The organism is Asticcacaulis sp. AND118, assembly GCF_020535245.1.
Lineage (GTDB): Bacteria > Pseudomonadota > Alphaproteobacteria > Caulobacterales > Caulobacteraceae > Asticcacaulis.
On sequence record NZ_CP084910.1, the window covers coordinates 2200662 to 2216434 of the forward strand.

Below are 15773 nucleotides of genomic sequence, written 5' to 3' on the forward strand. Positions count from 1 at the left end.
TGTGATCACGTTACCGCGCCCGTGCCTTCATCGCCTCGGTGATGGCCACGGTCTTCACGCTGACCGTGGTGACGCGCTGCAACAGGTCGATCACCGTCTCCTTATAGTCGGCAAAGCGGTAGGTGTTGAATTTCTCGCGGATGGTTTTGTCCTTCGGCGTCTTTTCCTTGTACTGATCCAGCACCCAGTCGATGGCCGAACGGTTGCCGAGGCGGTAGTCAAAGGCCTCAGGCGGCACGCCGGTCAGCACGGTTTCAGAATCGATCGTGATGAGGCCGTTTTGCGCGTCGGATTTCAGCTTCGGGGTGGGATGAAGCCCCGCCGCACGGGCGCGCGTGTCCGGTGTATCCACCCGCGTCAGAGCGAACGGCTCAACGCCTTCATAGCCGATATGCAGGTCGAGCAGGGCCTGCCCCCAGTCGCGCCAACGGGCAAAATCGTCATAAAGCGGCACGCGCGGGAAGTCGCGCTTGAGGTTCTGCGCATAGGTCTCCCGATAGGCCGGATTGTGCAATACGCCATAGCAATAACTAAAGATATCGTCCTTCGTCACCTTGCCCTTGCCATACTTCGCCTCAAAGGTTTTCAGCCCCCAGTCGGTAATATTGTCGATCCGCTCGCCATCCGTGTTGTAGCGATAGCGGGGGAAATGTTGTGCCGCGCTAGGCATAAAGAAGTCTTTATTTGGAAGGCCTTTAAGCGCTAGTGAAGAGAACTCAGCTCTGGGCTCCACAACAGAGGCAATAGTCAAATTTCTCTTCTCAAAATCAGGAAATATGTCGGAGTTTTGGTAAGGACGATGGGTTATCGGTTTATTGAAGTAGGTATATTTCGCAACGAACGGCCTGTAATCCGAACGGACATAATGCTTTTCGTCCAGGAATATTTTTTTTCCTCTGGCAAGCTCTGCTTCCAACTCAGACGTCCATTTTATTGATCTATCTACGAAATCCCCAACAGCCGTTCGTTTCTCTGAATTAATTCATCTCTCGACGTCTGCGTTAAAAACAGCAGAAAACTTATCCATCTTGGTACGCAAGCTTGTCAGACTGTGGTCGTAGGCCCACTCGTCTCTATTAGTCACAATACCTAAGGAGTACAACCTGAACAAAGCTCGTTCCTGCCCCTTAGTGCCGGCTGTTTTTGTTTTTTTATCGGCCAAGGGCACAAGGGTTTCCCAATTATTATCTGATATATTCAGCCAATTTCCTTTGGCATCCGGTTTCAGGATTTCAAAGCGGCGCTCAGACAAGCGCTTGGTAGCTACAAACGCTCGTTTTTCTTCAGAGTTGGTATAGTCATCAACGGCCTCATATCGGATGACGCAATTCTGCTTATTCTTTTTCTTTACGAAGAAGCTGATAGCGACCCCGACCTTTATCTGGTCATCGAATATGTTTCCGCCTTCCCGACGTCTCTGTTCACCGCTGTTGCGGGCATTTCCCTTTAGATCAACAAGATATATTTCGGCAAAATCGCGCGCCACCACCTTGCGGAAGCCGTCAAAGGTACGGCTGTCGATAAAGGAGCGGTTGGTCACAAAGGCCAGCACCCCGTCCTTATCCAGACGATCCGACGCCCAGCGGAAGAAGCGGGCATACATGTCGTAAAGCTTTGTCTTCTGCGCCGTCGATTGCTTGATATAGCTTTCCTTGATCCGCTCATCTATGCGCGGATAGGTGCGGTTCTTGTTATTGTCGTTCTCGTTCTGCTGATTGGCATTATAGGGCGGATTACCGATAATGACGCTGATCGTCTTTTCGTTCTGACGCTTCACACGGGCGATGTTTTCGTCGGACATGGCCCCGAAAAGGTCGTGCTGATAGCCCGAATGCAGGCCGAGCGCCGCCACATTGTCCAGCGTATCGACAAAGCACAGATTGGGGTATTCGGCGAACTGCCCTGAGGCGGCGGCATAGGTGGCTTCGATATTCAGATTGGCCACGTAATAGGGCAGGATGGCCACTTCGTTGGCGTGCAGTTCTTCCTTATATTTGCGCTGAAGCTTGTCCGGCTGGCCTTTGAAATAGTCGATCAGCTCGCAGATAAAGGTGCCCGTGCCGGTGGCGGGGTCCAGAATCTGAACGTCGCGGTCGATCAGGTTGCGCCCAAAATGCTTTTGCGTCAGCCAGTCGGCGCCTTCGATCATGAAGCGCACGATCTCATTAGGCGTATAGACCACCCCCAGCCGGTCCGCCGCCTTGGGGTTATAGACCTTGTAGAAGTTTTCGTAGATCACCTTAAGGAAGGTCTGCTTCTCGGCGTGGCTGGTGATCATGGCGGCATTGGCGCGGATGGCCGAATAATAGGCCTCCATGGCCTTCAGCGTGTCGCGCTTCACCGAACCGGTGAAAAACTTGGCCTCAAGGCCGTAGAGGGCCTGCGCGATATTGTTTTCGCGGTGGAAGTCGCCTTCGTTGAAGACGTGGGCGAAGATTTCCTCGGTCAGGATGTGCTGAATCAGCATTTCGCGCACATCGGTTTCGGTCACGGCGGGGTTGATGGTCGCCTTGGCCTGCGCCAGAAAGGCCTCCGCCGCCGTCTTGAACGCCGCATTGCCGGCATAGGCGTCGTCGATGCGCTCGCGCAGGGCCTCCAGCACGGCGGGCAGGTCGCTCTTGAACTGCGCCACGGCGCGGCGGAAATCGGCGATCTCCTTACGCTCATAGGCGAAAAACAGCGACAGGAGGCGGTTGAGTTCCCTGGTGTCCAGCATCTGGGCCCGCATCACTTCGTTGCCGTTCTGGATCAGGACGGCGGTGTGCGAGTTTTCGAAGATGATGTTGTCGGTGGGGTAGCCTTTCAGGCGTTTCTTGCGGATTTCCTCATCAAGGTCGTCCTGGGTGTCCTTCGACTCCCAATAGCCCAGCGGGACGCGCAGGTCGTGCAGGATGGTGCCGTCGGGGATGACCGCCGTCTTTTGCGCGCTTTCCATGCGCAGTTCGGGGGCGAAGACCAGACCCGACTGCTTGGCCCAGCCTTTGAGCAGGTCCTTGAAGGCTTCGCGTATCACCGATTCCGACAGGGAACCGGACACCTTTTTCAGGGTGGTCAGTTCGTTGAGAAACTGCTGGATCAGTATCTGACTCAATGGTGGCGCTCCCCGCGTCGATTCCCGCCGCCACAGTGGCGCAGGTGTGTTGCCGGATGCAACCCTGAATACCGCTTGCGAGACCTGCGCACACAAAAAAAGCCAGCGTTTCCGATGGCTTTTTCCGTTTTAATGGTCATTCAGACCAATCAGTACTCGTCGTCTTCCTCGTCATGGACGGGCTTCGACGGCGCGGAGCCGAACACGTCCTCGACCGTCAGGTCGGCCTTGCGGCCATAGGTGTCTTCTTCTTCGTCATAGGCCGGGACCACCGGCTGGGCCGGTTGCAGCGACGGATCGTCCAGCGGGATGCCCAGCTTTTCGGCCTGCTTGCGCTTGACTTCGGCGGCCTTCTTGACGGCGGCGTCCAGTTCGATCTGCGAGACGAGGCCCAGCGTCACGGGGTCGACCGGCTTGAGGTTGGCGGCGTTCCAGTGGGTGCGGTTGCGCACCTGCTCGATCGTGGTCTTGGTGGTGCCGAGCAGCTTGGAAATCTGCGCGTCGGTGACTTCCGGGTGGTTCTTGACGAACCAGTGGATGGCGTCCGGACGGTCCTGACGGCGCGACACGGGGGTATAGCGCGGGGCCTTCTTCTGCGGCTTGAGCAGTTCGGCGTGGCGGCTCTTTTGCGCCTGCATGCGATAGGCCGGGGTCTTTTCCGCCTTATCCAGTTCTTCACGGGTCAACTGACCGTTGGCGATGGGGTCGGCGCCGCGGATGTCGCGCGCCACTTCGCCGTCGGCAATGCCTTTCACTTCGAGCAGGTGCAGGCCGCAGAAATCGGCGATCTGCTCGAACGAGAGGCTGGTATTGTCGACCAGCCACACGGCGGTCGCTTTCGGCATCAGGATGTCGGCCATATTCAGTCTCACAAATAGCTACGCCCGGCCTTTGCGACCGGGCGTGAGGGATTCTTGCGACCGGTATAGACCGATTTTTCAGTAAGGGAAATAGTTTATCACTTAGGCATCACTCGCGCGACGCTCGCTGCGCTCACCACCGCAGCACGACCTTGCCCGTGTGGTTGCCGCTATCGAGATACTCCTGCGCCGCACCGGCTTCGGCCGCATCGAACACCTTCGCCAGCACCGGGCGGATCGCCCCGCGCTCGATCAGCGGCCACACCCGTTCGGCCACGGCGGCGCTCAAACGCGCCTTTTCGTCCGCCGAGCGCGGGCGCAGCATCGAGCCGGTCAATATGCCCTGCTTTTGCATCAGACGCGGCAGGTCGATCTCGGTCCTGTTGCCGCGGATCATGCCGACCTGCACGATGCGGCCCCGGTGTTTCAGGCCCAGGATGTTTTTCGGCGTATAGTCCCCGCCCATGATGTCGAGCACCACATCGGCCCCGCCCAGCTCCTTCACCGGCGTGACGAAGTCGGTCTCCTGGGTGTCGATGACGTGATCGGCCCCCAATCCCTTCACCCACGCCGCACGTTCGGCCCCGCGCACCGTGGCGATAACGGTCGCGCCGAAGCCCTTGGCCATCATAACCGTCATCGAGCCGATGCCGGAATTGGCCCCGTGGACCAGCACCGTTTCACCGGTCTGCAAGGCCCCGTGCTCGATCAGATTGGCGTAGACGGTCAGGCACACTTCGGGCAGGCCCGCCGCCTCGGCGTCGCTCAGACCGCGCGGAATGGGCAGAAGGTGCCGGGCATCGACGGCGACATATTCGGCGTAGCCGCCGCCATTGACGAGGCTGCACACCCGATCACCCGCTTTCCACACCTTTTCGTCTTCGCCCACAGCCTCGACCGTTCCGGCGACTTCGAGGCCCATGATCGGCGACGCGCCCGGCGGCGGCGGGTAGCTGCCCTGCCTCTGGAGGATGTCGGGGCGGTTCACCCCGGAATGGTTGACCCGAATTAACACATCTGAACGCCCCACTTCGGGACGCGGGACATCGCCGACATACAGATCGGCGCTGCTGTGGCCGCCGTCGCGGATGAGGATGGCTTTCATGGTGAACCGTGCCGCTTGCTTTCTTCGCCCCATAGGGGTTTTATATAAAATTGTAGAGACATTTGCGGCCTGCGCAACGATTTGCGTTTGCGCGCAAAGGTTTCCGCGCCACGACATAACCCAGAGGAGACGCCGCATGTCGGAGGAGGAAGCGTTTGAGTCCGCTTTTCGCCCGGGCACAGGGCCGGGCGGGCCGCTGAATGCCTTGATCCGTGAGGATCTGAGCGGTTATTCGGTCATCGACCTTAAGGACCGCATCACCGCGCTTGAGGCCGAAATCGTGCGTACCCGGAAGATGCTGGACTCCAAGCAATCCGGGCGCAGCGCCGCCGACGCCCTGTTCTCTTTCAAGGGGATTTAGGGAGAGTTAGGGTTTTCTTAGGGTTCGCCGTGGCAGGTCCGCGCCCCGCCTTTTCGTCAGGGGTGGCACGCCCGTTGCAGGACCAGCAGCGACCCGCAGGGTGCGTTTTGCGCACTCACCGATTATGAGTTTTGAGATTTTCCGAAGGCCAGCCATGTCCGATACCGGTGCCGTAGTTTCCCTGTCCCAGCGTGCGGACCTCGTGCGTGATTTCGCCAAGTCGGATCTGTTTGACCGCACCTTCCGTGAGGGCATGGGCCTGGTGGAAGAGACCGCCTCCTATCTGGACGGCGACGGCCGCCGCGACTCGCGCATCCTGAGCCGCGAAGACGCCCTGCTCTATGCCGGCGAGTCGATGCGCCTGACCACGCGCCTTATGCAGATCGCCTCGTGGCTTCTGGTGCAGCGCGCCGTGCGCGAAGGCGATATGGAAGCCATGGACGCCTGCGACGACAAGTATCGCCTGTCGCTCGCCACCCAGAGCGAATATGGCGACCAGCTCAAGGTGCTGCCGCAGGGCCTGCTGGAACTTCTCGACCGCTCCAACCGCCTGTACGACCGTATCTCGCACCTCGACCGCCGCATGTTCGTCGAAGCCGAGGCCGATCAGCCGCAGACCAATGCCGTGCTCGATCAGTTTGCGCGCCTGCAGAACGTCTTCGGCAATATCTAAGAATCCTCCTCCCCTGTAGCGCAGCGTACGGGCGAGGTGGCATTTTGAGCGTCAGCGAAAAATGACGGAAGGGGCGAAATTGGGGAGAATGCCCCCTCCGCCTCGACGCGCTACGCTTGCTCGGCACCTCCCCCGCGTTGCAGGGGAGGATGAACCGGTGAGGATGAAAAACTTGCCCCGCGAGTCGTTTTCAGGCAGGACGGGCCCATGACCTCGCAACTCTATCTCATCACGCCGCCGACCATTGCCGACCACACCGCCTTTGCACGCGGGCTGGAGGACACCCTGTCCGCGGGGCCGGTGCCGGCGCTGCAAATCCGTCTCAAGGACGTGTCGCTCGATGAGATCCGCGCCCTGACGCGACTGATCACGCCGGTGGCGCACCGTCACGGCACGGCGGTCCTGATAAACGACCACGTCGATCTGGCGAAGGAACTGCGCCTCGACGGCGTGCATGTGGGTCAATCCGACACGCCGTACAAAGACGCGCGCAAGCGGCTGGGCACCGAGGCCATGATCGGCGTCACCTGCCACAACAGCCGCCATCTGGCCATGGAGGCCGCCGAATCCGGGGCCGACTACGTGGCCTTCGGGGCCTTCTACCCGACCTCGACCAAAGACGTCGAACACATGGCCGAACTGGAGACCCTGACCATCTGGCAGGAAAGCATGGAAGTGCCTTGCGTGGCCATCGGCGGCATCACCGCGGCCAATGCTGCCGAGGTCTCCGCCGCCGGGGCCGACTTCATCGCGGTGTCGGGTGCGGTGTGGAACCACCCGGATGGCCCGGCCGCCGGCGTCAAGGCGCTGCTGGCGGCGCTTTAGTCATTTCACCGCCGCATTGCCGCCGTCGGCATAGAGAGCGCTACCTGTGACGAAGCTCGACATCGGACCGGCCAGAAACAGCATGGCCTCGGCGATCTCTTCGGGTCTGGCGATGCGCTTCATGGCGTGCAGCCCCGCCGCCCAGTCCTTCTGCGCCTGATCCCCGGCCATCGCCGTATCGACGCCGCCGGGCAGGAGCGCATTGGCGCGGATGCCCTGCGCCGCATAGTCGGCGGCAATCCCCTTGACCAGCCCCATCAGACCGGCCTTTGCCGCGCCATAGGCGCTCATACCGGGCAGACCGACGCTGGTGCCGACAAAACTGGAGGTGAAGACGATCGACCCACCGCCGCGCGCCAGCAGGGCCGGTGTCTGCGCCCGCGCCCCCAGAAACGCCGCCGTCAGATTGGCACCCAGCGTGACCTGCCATTCGTCGGGCGTAATCTCTGCCAAGGGACGCATCGCCCCGACCGTGCCCGCATTATTGATGGCAATGTCGAGCCCGCCGAAGCGCTCCATAGCCATAGAGACAAGGGCGTCATGGGTTGCCGGCAGGGCCACATCGCCGGTCACGGCTTGGGCCTCACCGCCTTGGGCACGTATAGCCCGCACGACGGCCTCAAGCGCGGCTTCGCCCCGCGCATTGAGCACCACCGCGGCACCTTCCGCGGCGAAACGCACGGCTGTGGCGCGGCCGATACCCGACGACGCACCGGTGATGATAGCGACCTTGTTGGCCAGCATGGACATGTTGAACCTCCGTATGAAAATGGAGGCTCAGACATAGTCAGGACCACAGTCGCATACGCCCCGTTTCTTGCGATGTTATTGGCGCCGGTATTGGCGGCCTTATTGCACGCCCGCCGAAAGCGACGGCCAGCCCACCGACATTTCGACCAGCACCGGCTGGAGCGACTGGAGATTGGGATTGCCCGACGGCACCTGCGTGTCACCGACGATATCGCTGGTCAGTTGGCCCGTATGGCTTTCCGGCGGCGCAAAGCGCAGGCCCAGCACGCAGCCGCCCGGCATCATGCCCAATGTCCCGCCCTTGAAGTCCGCCGCGTAACCGCCGTAGTCCCACTCAAAGCCATAGAGGTCGAAACCCTTGCCGTTGGCGGCCTCGACGTCCTTGAGCGGCGACCCGACGCGGATATTGCCGGGGCCGTACCATTGCACCGCGCCGCGGCCGACGCGCACATCGGCGACCTGCGTCTTGTCCTCGTCCCAGAAGGTGACCACCACCTTGCGCGCCGCGTCGTCGGGATAAAGGATCACCGCGCTTTCAGTCGTGCCTTCGGGGCCAGGGATGGTCTCTTCGCGCGACTGCCGCGGAAAGGCTTTCAAAAGCTGCGCCGCCGTGGCGTCCTTCGCCACCGGCCCTTCGCAGGACAGGGCCTGCACACCCTTGTCGGCGATCGATTCCGCCGCCGCGCCATTGCCGTTTCCGGGCGTCTGATCCGGCTTGCCGCACGCCGACAGGCTCAACAGGGCCATAACGGCTGCACCAGAGAAGAATTGGCGGGTTTGCCTCAACATGTCGTGGACCTTTCGATTTTCAGAACAGGCACCATGCGGCGTCGTGGATAAAAAGTCGATTCCCCCCTCGCCCTCTCCCCTTGCCTAGTCATGGGGTAAGGGTGTAGTAACGCGCGCAAGCTTTTCAGCCTTCTTTTCCGGGCCGTCGCGGCCCCTACTCTTTGACAAGTCATATCCTTATGCCCAAAATTAACGCCAATACGATCAAACCCGGCATGGTTCTGGAATATCAGGGCGGCCTGTGGTCGGTCGTGAAGACCGCGCACGTGAAGCCCGGCAAGGGCGGCGCCTTCGCTCAGGTCGAACTGAAGAACCTGATCACCGGCACCAAGCTCAATGAGCGCCTGCGCTCCGAAGACACGGTCGACCGCGTTACGCTAGAGCAAAAGGATCACCTGTATCTGTTCGAAGACGGCGACATGCTGGTCTTCATGGATCAGGAAAACTACGAACAGATCAGCCTGCACAAGGACTGGGTCGGCGAAGAGCAGATCCAGTATCTGCACGACGGCATGATCGTCATTCTCGAATTCCACGACGAACGCCCGATCTCGATCACCCTGCCCGACACGGTGATCCTTGAGGTCGTTGAAACCGAGCCCACCATCAAGGGCCAGACCGCTTCGTCTTCGTACAAGCCCGCCAAGGCGTCCAACGGCATGCGCGTCATGATCCCGCCGTTCATGGGCGTGGGCGAACGCATCGTCGTCTCGACCGCCGACGGCGAATATATGAAGCGCGCGGACTAACCCCCCTCCTCCCCTGTGAGCGCAGCGATACGAGGGAGGTCGCATTGAGCGTCGCGAAATGACGGAGGGGGCAACCCGTCCGTCGCACCGCCCCCTCCGGCCGGACTTCGCCGGCCAACTCCCCCGCTCACGCAGGGGAGGATGTGTTTTTTAAAAGGCCCTGACATGGTTCTTCAATCCGCCCTCATTCAGGCCATGGTCGCCGCCATTCGCAAGGCGTGCAAGGGCGTGTCCCGCGACTTCGGCGAAATCACCGAACTTCAGGTCTCGCGCAAGGGCCCCGGCGACTTTGTCACCGCCGCCGACAAGCGCGTCGAGGCCGCCCTGTTCGAGGAACTGCTGCGTCTGCGTCCCGGCTACGGCTTCCTGGGCGAAGAGCAAGGCCTGCGCGAAGGTACCGACAAGACGCACCGCTGGATCGTCGACCCTATCGACGGCACCACCAACTTCATGCACGGCATCCCGGTCTTCGCCTGCACGGTCGCCCTTGAGCGCGACAGTGAAATCGTCGCGGGCGTGACCTATAATCCCATCACCAACGACCTCTACTGGGCCGAAAAGGGCAAGGGCGCCTATCACAACGACCGCCGCCTGCGCGTGTCGGCGCGCAAGGTGCTGGAAGACTGCCTGATCGCCACCGGCCTGCCCTTCGTGGGCAAGCCCGGCCACGCTCAGGCCCTGAAGGAACTGCATCAGATCATGCAGCGCACCGCCGGCATCCGCCGTCTGGGCGCCTGCTCGCTCGACCTCGCCATGGTCGCGGCCGGTCGCGTCGACGGCTATTGGGAACGCGGCCTGAAGCCGTGGGACATGGCCGCCGGGACCCTGCTGATCACCGAAGCGGGCGGCAAGATCGGCTCGCTGGACGGCGATCAGTCCCCGCTGGTCACCGGCGAAATGCTGGCGGCCAATCTCGACCTCTATCCGCAACTGCTGGAAAAGCTCAATCTGGCAAAGTAGCGCGCATTGGTTTCGCCGAACTTCGTTTCCAAAAAAGTGTGCAGCGGTCTTTGGAATCAATGCGCGACAGAACAAATACTTAGCGCACTCCAAACCCCTCCAATTTGAACAAAAAAAGCCGCGCAGATCGCTCTGCGCGGCTTTTTATTTGGGGCTTAGAGCGAGATGATTTGAAGTGGAAACATCATCTCGCTCTAAGTTTTTGAGGTCGCGCAATTTTTCCGAAAAGTGGTGCCCACTTTATCGGATTGCGCTCTGGCACCTTACGCGTCGATCAGCACTTCATGGTCGGTGACCTGCACCGCCGGCGCGATGCCGCGGAAGACGATCGAGATCAGCTTGTCGGCCTCTTCCGTGTTCATCATATGGAAGCGCCCGGCAAGGAAACGGAACATCAGCGGCCCGTAGATCAGGTCGAGGCCCATCTGCATGTCGATGTCGCCGCGCAGGTCGCCGCGTTCCACGCCGCGCCGCCAGATTGTCGCCACGGCTTCGCGGCGCTGGTTGAGGAAGCTTTCCAGCAGAGCTTGATTGAAGGTTTCGTCGCCCTGCCCTTCGGCGATCAGTTGCGCCAGCGTGCGACCGGCGGCAGACGAATAAAACGACATGGCGTCGCGCATGGCCATCAGGAAATCGCGCTCGGACGAACCGGTGTCGGGCACCACGATCTCATCGCTCATCCGCGCCATGAAGGCGTCGAAGGCGATGTGCAGCTTGTTCGGCCACCATTTGTAAAGCGTCGCCTTGGACACGCCGGCCTTGCGGGCGATAGCCTCGGCGGTGATGTCGCGCAGATTGCCGGCTTCCAGCAGACCCAGCGTGGCCTGAAGGATCTGTTCACGCGCGCTTTCCGAACGCGGCCGGCCGCGCGGGCGCTTTACGGGGAGAGAAGAGGTAGTGTCCATGGTCATCACGCGGCCTCGGAGTTAAGCAGACTGAGATTACGCCAGGCCGACAGTTCGGCCTGAAGCGCGGTAAGGCGGCGCAGCGCACGTTCAAAAGCGCGTGCACCCAGCACCAGATGGCCTGGGCCTTTGGGAAGGTCCATGGCCTTAAGCACCGCCTTGGCGCGATTGGCCATGACCAGCTCGTCCAGTTCTTCGTGCCACAGGCGCGCCGGCCCCAGGCGGGCGTCGTAGTCGGCGATGACCTGACGCGCGACGACGCGCGCCTGAGGGCCGCCCAGCGTGCCGGGATCGACGGTGGTCACCTGAATGCCCAGCGGCTTGAGTTCCTGCGTCATGGCCTCGGACAGGCCGATGATCGCGCCGCGCACGGCATGGGTCAGGCCGAAGCCCGCCGCCTGATCCGGATAGCCGGAGGCCAGAGTCACCACATGACCGTGGCGGCGTTCGCGCATGTGCGGCAGCACTTCACGCATGACGCTGAGCAGGCCGAACAGATTGTCTTCGAACAGGCGGCGGACCTCAAGGTCGCTGGCCTCTTCCACCGCGCCGATCAGGCTGGCGCAGCCGTTATTGACCAGAATATCGATATGGCCAAAGCAGCGGATGGCCGTGTCGACGGCGACGCGCACCTCATGGGCGTCATCGGCGTCCATAGCCAGCGCCACCAGCGTGTGGGCATAGGTCTCGAACCCTTCGGCAAAGATTTCAGGGCGACGGCCCGCGGCCACCACGAAGTCGCCGCGTTCGAGCGCAGCGCGCACCAGCTCACGCCCCAGGCCGTGACAGGCCCCGGCGATAAACCATACCCGGTTGCCAATATCGTCTCCGGGGTCCAACAGATCATTTGACACGGTACGCTATCCCGACAGGGCCGGTACGGGGGAGGACGGCCGAACTCAACCGGAGGACGGACCTTCCGGATGAGCGCTATATAAAACTGTACGTACAGTATATCAATGATAGGGAGACATGAATACGTATTCAGTCCGTTAAATACGTGAGTCTAAAGGGGAAAATTTTTCGCCAAAGAGTAGAATTTTGCCGGTTACACCCGCTTTCGCGGCCCTATGATACCTTCACCGAATAACGGTAACATGTGTCGATAATCAGACACATCGACAATTCGCTCACACGCCGAACTGCAATTCCGCCAGACGGGAATACAAACCGCCCTGCGCCACCAGCTCGTCGTGCGTGCCCTGTTCGACCACGCGGCCCTCGTCTATCACCACGATGCGGTCGGCCTTAAGCACGGTGGCCAGTCGGTGCGCGATGACGAGAGTCGTGCGCCCGCTCATGGCTTCGTTCAGGGCGTCCTGCACCAGACGCTCATTTTCGGCATCCAGCGCCGAGGTCGCCTCGTCCAGCAGCAGGACCGGGGCCCGACGCACCAAAGCGCGGGCGATCGACAGGCGCTGCTTCTGCCCGCCGGACAGCGACTTGGCACGTTCGCCCAAAGCCGAGTCGAAGCCCTGCGGCAGGGCCTCGATAAAGTGTTGAGCCTGCGCCTTGGCCGCGGCGGCGCGGATGTCTTCCAGGGTCGCATCCTCGCGCCCGAAGCGGATATTTTCCGCCGGCGAGGTCGAGAACAGGGCGGCGTCCTGCGCCACCAGCGACAGGCGGCGACGCACGGCCTTGGGATCGGCCCTGGCGATATCGACGCCATCGAGCGCAATAGCCCCCGCTGATGGTTCGTAATAGCGCAGCAGCAGCTTGAACACGGTCGACTTGCCCGCCCCCGAAGGGCCGACCAGCGCCACGGTCTCACCCGGCTGCACGCTCAGCGAAAAGCCCTTTAGAACGGGCTGTTCCGGGCGCGCCGGATAGGCAAAATCGACCGCGTCGAACACCACCGCCCCGCGCGCCGGTTCCGGCAGCGGCAGAGGGTTGGCCGGCGCGACGATGGTCGGCTGCGCGGTGAGCAGTTCATCGATGCGGCTCATCGCCCCGGCGGCCTTTTGCACGTCGCCCCAGGTTTCCGACAGCGAGCCGACCGAGCCCGCGACCAGCACCGACAGCATGACGAACTGGATCAGCGTGCCTTCCGACATCTCGCCATCCAGAACCGCGCGCGACCCCAGCCACAGCACGAAGGCGATGCCGCCGAAAACCAGCGAAATGACCAGCGCCGTCATCATGGCCCGCGCGCCCATGCGCTTCAAAGAATGCCTGAACGAGGCCTCGACCCCTTCGCCGAACCGGCCGCGCGCATAGTCTTCGCGCACGAAGGCCTGCACGGTTTCGAGCGCGTCCAGGGTCTCGCCCGCCGTGCCGACGGCAGAGGCGAAGCTGTCCTGCGTTTGTCGGGTGAGCTTGCCCACGCGCTTACCGAAGGTGAACAGTGGGACCAGTACCACCGGGAAGATGCACAGCACGAACAGGGTCAGTTTGGGGCTGACGAACATCAGCAGGATCAATCCGCCGACGAAGGAAATACCGTTGCGCAGCGCCACCGAGATCGAGGTGGAAACCAGCGTATCGACAATCTGCAGGTCGGTCGTCAGGCGCGAAATCACCTCGCCCGTGCGGATTTTCAGGAAGAAGCCCGGATCGAGGCCGAGAATATGGCTGAATACGTCCTTGCGCAGGTTGGCCACCACGCGCTCGCCCAGCTTGGTGATGTAGAAGTAGCGCAGCGCCGTCGCCAGAGCCAGCACCAGCGCCACCCCCGCCATCACCCCGAACCACAGGTTCAGTTGCGCCCCGTCCTGCGAGCCGAAGCCGTTGTCGATCAGATACCGCGACGCCCCGGTCAGGGCCAGGGTCGCTCCGGACGACAGCAGCAGGAAGAACAGGGCGAAGAGCGCGTCGACTTTCTGACGCGCGATGTACGGCCACAGGCGCATCAGCGGCTTGAGGTCGCGGGTCTTTTCGCGCCCGGCGGCGGCAGAATTGATCTGCCCCACCAGTTCGGCGCCCGTTCCGGGGCGGTCTTTGAGGGCGTCGGCGTCGGTATGCGTCGGGGTCTGTGCGTTCATGTCACGGCATTTAATGCGTTATGGCTTGCGCCGCAACGCCGCTTACGGTATGAGCCGCGCTTCGCCTTAACGGCTTCACCTTTCTTCGCGTCCGCATCCCTGCTGGCCGGACGTTTTTAAGGACACATAGAGATGAAAAAAGACGGTCACCCCGACTATCACTGGATCACGGTTACGCTGACCGACGGTTCGTCCTATCAGACCCGCTCGACCTACGGCAAGGAAGGCGCTGTCCTGAACCTCGACATCGACCCCCGCACGCACCCGGCGTGGACCGGCGGCTCGTCGACCCTGCTCGACCGCGCCGGCCGCGTGTCGCGCTTCAACAACAAGTTCGGCGGCTTCTTGAAGAAGTAAGCTTCCGCACAGTGTTGCAGAATTTGAAAACCGGCTCAGGCAACTGGGCCGGTTTTTTACTACCCCCTCTCCCTTGAGGGAGAGGGCCGGGGTGAGGGGGAGCCAGCAACTCCGACCGTCCCCCTCACCCGGCGCTTCGCGCCACCCTCTCCCTCAAGGGAGAGGGACTGAGTTAAGGCACGATCGTCACGAACAGATAGGTTGCAAAGATCACCAGATGCGTCACGCCCTGCAACACCGTTGTGCGGCCCGTGCCCAGCGAGAAGATCGACACGATAAACGACAGCAGCAGCAGGACCATCGACTTGGTGTCGAGCCCCAGAGACAGCGGCCAGCCCATGAACACGCTGAGGACCGCCACAGCGGGGATGGTCAGGCCGATAGTCGCCAGCGCCGAGCCCAGCGCCAGATTGAGGCTGGTCTGAAGACGATTCCGTCGCGCGGCCTTGATGGCGGCGAGGCTTTCCGGGGCCAGAACCAGCGCGGCGATCAGCACACCGACCACGGCCAGCGGCAGGCCCGCCCCGATCACCGCCTTTTCGATATGCGACGACAGGCTCTTGGCCAGCAGCACCACGCCGATCAGCGCCACGATCAGCACACCGAAGGCGATCCAGGTTTCCTTCAGCGTCGGCGGCGCGGCATGGTCGTCCTGCTTGAGGTCGCCTTCGCCCGACGGCAGGAAATAGTCGCGGTGGCGCACCGTCTGCACCAGAACGAACGCCCCGTAGAGGATGAGCGACACCACGGCGACGAAGATCAGTTGCGACGGCGAGAAGAATGGCCCGGCCACGGTGGAGGTGAAATTCGGCAGGACCAGCGACAGCGACGCCATGGCCGCCAGCACGCATAGGGCCGAACTGACGCCCTTGAGCACGAAGCGCTGTTCGTGGTGGCGCACCCCGCCGACCAGCAGACACAGGCCGACAATGCCGTTAATGATGATCATGATGGCGGCGAAGACCGTATCGCGCGCCAGCGTCGTCGTGTCGCCCGATCCCGACAGCATCAGCGACACGATCAGCGATACCTCGATGATCGTGACCGCGATAGCCAGAACCAGCGTACCGAACGGCTCGCCCACACGGTGTGCCACGACCTCGGCATGGTGAACCGCCGCCAGAACGCAGCCCATCATGATGACCGCCGCCCCGATCACGCCCCCCAGCCCCAGATAGGACAGATGCGCCAGATAGGCCACCAGCCCGAGGAACGGCACGATCAGGGTCCATAGCGGCAGGACCTTGACGCTCTTGGCATGGGACGCACCGCTCGGCGCTTGCGGATGGACGTTTGGGGTTTCACCCTGGTTTTTGGGCATTATGTCGCTGGGCTCCTTTTTGGAAATTGTTGTACGGCCCGGAAGG

The 15773-nt window shown here is 61.7% G+C and carries 14 protein-coding genes and 1 pseudogene; 6 read left to right on the forward strand and 9 right to left on the reverse strand.

The features are described from left to right. Window positions 1–10 precede the first annotated feature (10 nt). The 3 genes and pseudogenes from LH365_RS10580 to LH365_RS10590 all read right to left on the reverse strand — a co-directional run bounded on the left by LH365_RS10580 (window position 11) and on the right by LH365_RS10590 (window position 5056). A pseudogene (locus tag LH365_RS10580) lies at window positions 11–2935 on the reverse strand (type ISP restriction/modification enzyme). Between the two features lie 305 nt (window positions 2936–3240). Further along, a complete protein-coding gene (locus LH365_RS10585) occupies window positions 3241–3951 on the reverse strand; it encodes a DUF1013 domain-containing protein (protein ID WP_226743601.1) in 711 nt (236 codons plus the stop codon). Between the two features lie 133 nt (window positions 3952–4084). Then, window positions 4085–5056, reverse strand: coding sequence for an NAD(P)H-quinone oxidoreductase (locus tag LH365_RS10590; protein WP_226743602.1), 972 nt, complete (start codon window positions 5054–5056; stop codon window positions 4085–4087). A gap of 136 nt (window positions 5057–5192) precedes the next feature. Here LH365_RS10590 and LH365_RS10595 point away from each other — a divergent pair, with 136 nt between their 5' ends. The 3 genes from LH365_RS10595 (at window position 5193) to thiE (ending at window position 6915) form a co-directional block, all read left to right on the forward strand. Continuing rightward, window positions 5193–5417, forward strand: coding sequence for a DUF1192 domain-containing protein (locus LH365_RS10595; RefSeq protein ID WP_226743603.1), 225 nt, complete (start codon window positions 5193–5195; stop codon window positions 5415–5417). A 154-nt stretch (window positions 5418–5571) separates the two neighbouring features. Further along, entirely contained in the window at window positions 5572–6090 is a 519-nt protein-coding gene (locus LH365_RS10600) for a DUF1465 family protein (RefSeq protein ID WP_226743604.1), read from the forward strand. A gap of 207 nt (window positions 6091–6297) precedes the next feature. Next, complete coding sequence (thiE, locus tag LH365_RS10605) at window positions 6298–6915, forward strand: thiamine phosphate synthase (RefSeq protein WP_226743605.1); 618 nt, start codon at window positions 6298–6300, stop codon at window positions 6913–6915. On the opposite strand, the gene LH365_RS10610 is transcribed toward thiE, so the two are convergent. Both LH365_RS10610 and LH365_RS10615 read right to left on the reverse strand, forming a co-directional pair. Next, a complete protein-coding gene (locus tag LH365_RS10610; protein WP_226743606.1) occupies window positions 6916–7665 on the reverse strand; it encodes an SDR family oxidoreductase in 750 nt (249 codons plus the stop codon). It abuts the gene before it with no gap. Between the two features lie 99 nt (window positions 7666–7764). Next, complete coding sequence (locus tag LH365_RS10615) at window positions 7765–8454, reverse strand: hypothetical protein (RefSeq protein WP_226743607.1); 690 nt, start codon at window positions 8452–8454, stop codon at window positions 7765–7767. 179 nt (window positions 8455–8633) lie between these two features. Between LH365_RS10615 and efp the strand changes: the two genes are divergently transcribed. Further along, the gene (efp, locus tag LH365_RS10620) at window positions 8634–9203 is read left to right on the forward strand and encodes an elongation factor P (protein WP_107870883.1); all 570 of its coding nucleotides are present in this window, start codon (window positions 8634–8636) and stop codon (window positions 9201–9203) included. A 165-nt stretch (window positions 9204–9368) separates the two neighbouring features. Further along, the gene (locus tag LH365_RS10625) at window positions 9369–10163 is read left to right on the forward strand and encodes an inositol monophosphatase family protein (RefSeq protein WP_226743608.1); all 795 of its coding nucleotides are present in this window, start codon (window positions 9369–9371) and stop codon (window positions 10161–10163) included. 263 nt (window positions 10164–10426) lie between these two features. Here LH365_RS10625 and LH365_RS10630 read toward each other — a convergent pair whose 3' ends face one another. The 3 genes from LH365_RS10630 to LH365_RS10640 all read right to left on the reverse strand — a co-directional run bounded on the left by LH365_RS10630 (window position 10427) and on the right by LH365_RS10640 (window position 14049). Continuing rightward, on the reverse strand, window positions 10427–11074 hold the full coding sequence (locus LH365_RS10630) for a TetR/AcrR family transcriptional regulator (protein ID WP_226743609.1): 648 nt from the start codon (window positions 11072–11074) through the stop codon (window positions 10427–10429). After that, a complete protein-coding gene (locus LH365_RS10635) occupies window positions 11074–11922 on the reverse strand; it encodes an SDR family NAD(P)-dependent oxidoreductase (protein ID WP_226743610.1) in 849 nt (282 codons plus the stop codon). Before LH365_RS10635 ends, LH365_RS10630 begins: the two co-directional genes overlap by 1 nt. Before the next feature lie 276 nt (window positions 11923–12198). Beyond that, window positions 12199–14049 (reverse strand): ABC transporter transmembrane domain-containing protein, encoded by a 1851-nt coding sequence (locus tag LH365_RS10640; RefSeq protein ID WP_226743611.1) that lies wholly within the window; start codon window positions 14047–14049, stop codon window positions 12199–12201. A gap of 132 nt (window positions 14050–14181) precedes the next feature. Here LH365_RS10640 and rpmE point away from each other — a divergent pair, with 132 nt between their 5' ends. Next, window positions 14182–14406, forward strand: a complete 225-nt coding sequence (gene rpmE, locus LH365_RS10645; protein ID WP_107870893.1) for a 50S ribosomal protein L31 — start codon at window positions 14182–14184, stop codon at window positions 14404–14406. A gap of 172 nt (window positions 14407–14578) precedes the next feature. On the opposite strand, the gene LH365_RS10650 is transcribed toward rpmE, so the two are convergent. After that, window positions 14579–15727: a calcium:proton antiporter gene (locus LH365_RS10650; protein ID WP_226743612.1), complete on the reverse strand. Its 1149-nt coding sequence runs from the start codon at window positions 15725–15727 to the stop codon at window positions 14579–14581. Window positions 15728–15773 lie beyond the last annotated feature (46 nt).

Excerpts from the sequence above, each read along its gene's own strand:
- LH365_RS10585 (WP_226743601.1), bottom strand. The coding sequence starts at position 3,951 with ATGGCCGACATCCTGATGCCGAAAGCGACCGCCGTGTGGCTGGTCGAC.
- LH365_RS10590 (WP_226743602.1), bottom strand. The coding sequence starts at position 5,056 with ATGAAAGCCATCCTCATCCGCGACGGCGGCCACAGCAGCGCCGATCTG.
- LH365_RS10595 (WP_226743603.1), top strand. The coding sequence starts at position 5,193 with ATGTCGGAGGAGGAAGCGTTTGAGTCCGCTTTTCGCCCGGGCACAGGG.
- LH365_RS10600 (WP_226743604.1), top strand. The coding sequence starts at position 5,572 with ATGTCCGATACCGGTGCCGTAGTTTCCCTGTCCCAGCGTGCGGACCTC.
- thiE (WP_226743605.1), top strand. The coding sequence starts at position 6,298 with ATGACCTCGCAACTCTATCTCATCACGCCGCCGACCATTGCCGACCAC.
- LH365_RS10610 (WP_226743606.1), bottom strand. The coding sequence starts at position 7,665 with ATGTCCATGCTGGCCAACAAGGTCGCTATCATCACCGGTGCGTCGTCG.
- LH365_RS10615 (WP_226743607.1), bottom strand. The coding sequence starts at position 8,454 with ATGTTGAGGCAAACCCGCCAATTCTTCTCTGGTGCAGCCGTTATGGCC.
- efp (WP_107870883.1), top strand. The coding sequence starts at position 8,634 with ATGCCCAAAATTAACGCCAATACGATCAAACCCGGCATGGTTCTGGAA.
- LH365_RS10625 (WP_226743608.1), top strand. The coding sequence starts at position 9,369 with ATGGTTCTTCAATCCGCCCTCATTCAGGCCATGGTCGCCGCCATTCGC.
- LH365_RS10630 (WP_226743609.1), bottom strand. The coding sequence starts at position 11,074 with ATGACCATGGACACTACCTCTTCTCTCCCCGTAAAGCGCCCGCGCGGC.
- LH365_RS10640 (WP_226743611.1), bottom strand. The coding sequence starts at position 14,049 with ATGAACGCACAGACCCCGACGCATACCGACGCCGACGCCCTCAAAGAC.
- rpmE (WP_107870893.1), top strand. The coding sequence starts at position 14,182 with ATGAAAAAAGACGGTCACCCCGACTATCACTGGATCACGGTTACGCTG.
- LH365_RS10650 (WP_226743612.1), bottom strand. The coding sequence starts at position 15,727 with ATGCCCAAAAACCAGGGTGAAACCCCAAACGTCCATCCGCAAGCGCCG.